This window comes from Mycobacterium sp. (assembly GCF_035623875.1).
GTDB lineage: Bacteria > Actinomycetota > Actinomycetes > Mycobacteriales > Mycobacteriaceae > Mycobacterium.
Map to the genome: position 1 here is coordinate 1 of NZ_DASPSP010000174.1, position 2980 is coordinate 2980.

The 2980-nt window shown below is 64.4% G+C and carries 3 protein-coding genes; all 3 read left to right on the forward strand.

The window, feature by feature from the left end; translation table 11 throughout:
- Positions 1-89: 89 nt before the first annotated feature.
- Positions 90-1484 carry an NtaA/DmoA family FMN-dependent monooxygenase gene (locus VEI45_RS14470; RefSeq protein ID WP_324854315.1) on the forward strand — a complete coding sequence of 465 codons (1395 nt, stop codon included), beginning with the start codon at positions 90-92 and terminating at the stop codon, positions 1482-1484.
- 5 nt (positions 1485-1489) lie between these two features.
- A complete protein-coding gene (locus tag VEI45_RS14475; protein WP_324854317.1) occupies positions 1490-2620 on the forward strand; it encodes an LLM class flavin-dependent oxidoreductase in 1131 nt (376 codons plus the stop codon).
- Between the two features lie 122 nt (positions 2621-2742).
- Complete coding sequence (locus VEI45_RS14480) at positions 2743-2979, forward strand: hypothetical protein (protein ID WP_324854318.1); 237 nt, start codon at positions 2743-2745, stop codon at positions 2977-2979.
- Position 2980: the final 1 nt, after the last annotated feature.

The window sequence follows — 2980 nt, forward strand, 5'->3', positions numbered from 1 at the left end:
GCCGACACGCTGCGCGTGTCGCTCGGACTGGCTCGTCCCGCCAACCGCTACGCGACAGCCTGACGTAACGAACACCGAGGATTCTTCCGATGACCAAGCCAATCAAGCAGATTCACTTAGCGGCGCACTTCCCCGGCGTCAACAACACAACGGTGTGGAGCGACCCGGCGGCCGGCAGTCACATCGAGTTCAGCTCCTTTGCGCAGTTTGCCCAGACGGCCGAACGGGGCAAGTTCGACTTCCTCTTCCTCGCCGAAGGTTTGCGGCTGCGCGAGCAGAACGGCCAGATCTACGACTTGGATGTGGTCGGTCGTCCGGACACCTTCACGGTGCTGGCCGCGCTGGCGGCAGTCACTGAGCGGCTCGGGCTGACGGGCACCATCAACTCGACCTTCAACGAGCCCTACGAGGTGGCGCGGCAATTCGCTTCGCTCGACCACCTCTCCGGCGGCCGCGCCGCCTGGAACGTGGTGACTTCGTGGGATGCGTTCACCGGGGAGAACTTTCGCCGCGGCGGATTCTTGGCCGAGGACCAGCGTTACGAGCGGGCGAAGACGTTTCTGCAGACCACGCATGAGCTGTTCGACTCTTGGCGCGGCGACGAGGTCGTGGCGGACAAGGCGGCAGGTGTATTTTTGTCCGATCCGAACGCAGGCGCATTCGCGCACAAGGACGCCCATTTCGACATCCACGGTCGGTTCAACGTTCCGAGAAGTCCGCAAGGCCGGCCGGTGATATTCCAGGCCGGCGACTCCGACCAGGGACGCGACTTCGCGGCCTCTGCTGCTGACGCGATCTTCTCGCGACACAGCACACTGGAGGCCGGGCAAGTGTTTTATGCCGACGTGAAGGGGCGTCTTGCCCGCTATGGACGCCACCGCGACGAGCTGCTCATCCTGCCGGCCGCGACATTCGTCATTGGCGACACTGACGCGGAGGCCGCCGAGATCGCCCACGAGGTGCGGCTGGCCCAGGTGTCGCCGCAGACAGCGATCAAGTTCCTCGAACAACTCTGGAACCGAGACCTGTCCGACCACGACCCGGACGGGCCGCTGCCAACCGTGGATCCCATTGTGGGGGAGAACACTATCTCGCGTGGCCGGGCCAGCGTCCGCATGTTCCGGGACCCGATTCCGATTGCCAACCAATGGCGGGCCAAAGCCGAGGCGGAGAATCTGAGCACCCGGGAACTGATCGTCGAGGTCACCGGACGTCAATCGTTCATTGGGTCGCCGCGCACGGTCGCCGCGACGATCAACGATTTGGTGCAGGCAGATGCCAGCGACGGGTTTATCCTCGTCCCGCACATCACACCCGGTGGACTTGATCCATTTGTCGAGCAGGTCGTACCGCTCCTTCAGGAACGCGGGGTGTTCCGGGCTGACTACACCGGTACGACGCTGCGTGATCACCTGGGTCTGGCGCCGCTGCGGGCACCGCGGCGATCCGGCGCCGCGGGCGCCTCCACCGGCGTGGCTTCGTAAGCGTCATGCCGACTCCGCTAGCAGTGCTCGACCTGGTGCCGATCTCCTCAGGCTCGACCGCGACGCAGGCATTGCGCAACAGCATTGATCTCGCCCAGCAGGCAGAAAGTTTGGGTTACACGCGCTACTGGTTCGCCGAACATCACCTCAATCCCGGGGTCGCCGGCACCTCACCCGCTGTCCTGCTTGCGCTGACCGCCGCAGAGACCTCGACAATTCGGCTTGGGTCGGGCGCAGTACAGATGGGTCACCGCACCGCCTTGTCCACAGTGGAGGAGTTCGGCCTGTTGGATGCGCTGTATCCAGGCCGGTTCGACCTCGGCTTAGGGCGCAGCGGCGGTAAGCCGCGTGAGCCGAAATCCTCGGCACGGACGGCCTCGACGTTGCAAAGGTCGAGCAATGGATGTACAGCCAATGGATTGCTCATCCCGGCGAAGTTCGATCTGACGCGCCTGTTGAAGTCGCCGCGCTTCGCGTTGCACAAAGCGTTGCTCCAACTGCCCGGTGCGGAATCACAGGACTACACCGAGCAGGTCGACGACATTCGCGCGCTGATCGCCGACACGTATCGTTCTGACGACGGCGAAGAGGCCCACGTCGTGCCGGGCGGCGGCGCCGATCTGCAGGTGTGGATTCTGGGCAGCAGCGGCGGTGAGAGTGCCACCGTCGCTGGTAACCGTGGTCTGCGGTTTGCCGCCAACTACCATGTGGCGCCCGCCACGGTGCTGGAGGCGACCGAGGCTTACCGGGCTGCGTTTCGACCCTCAACCGAACTTGACCAGCCTTACGTCTCGGTCTCGGCTGACGCCGTTGTCGCTGACGATGAGGCCACGGCTCGTCACCTGGCCGCCGGGTATGGCCTCTGGGTGCGCAGTATCCGGACCGCAGAAGGCGCGATCCCGTTTCCCACCCCGGACGAGGCGCGCGCTCACACCTGGACCGACGCCGACCGCGAACTTGTCACCGACCGAGTGGAGACACAGTTCGTCGGGTCACCGGTGCAAGTGGCGGACCAGCTGGAGCGACTGCGTGACGCCACCGAAGCCGATGAGCTGATCATTACGACGATCACCCACGATCACCAAGACCGGGTGCGTTCCTACCGGCTACTCGCCGAAGAATGGGCCCGCCGATGAGCCAAGCCGGGTGTCAGCTATCGCGGTAAGCGAGGACGAACGTAGCGCGGCGCGAATTGGCTCAACTCTCCTAATTGCCGTTTCGATTTGACGAATTACGAGGACGCTAAAAGAATCGCATTATGAAGATGAAACCGATGATCGTCGCGGGCATTGCGGCTGCTGTGCTATCCGGCGGCAGCGGCGTTGCCCTTGCCGACCCCGCCCCGCCGGCACCCGACCCGAACGGGCCAAAGTGCTGGCAACCGACCCCAGACGGCTGGATGCATACCGAGTATGTGCCCTGCGGCTGGACGTATTCGTCCGCGGACGGTTGGCAGCAGCTTCCGCCCCCACCGGGCTCACCGAACCCCGGATAAC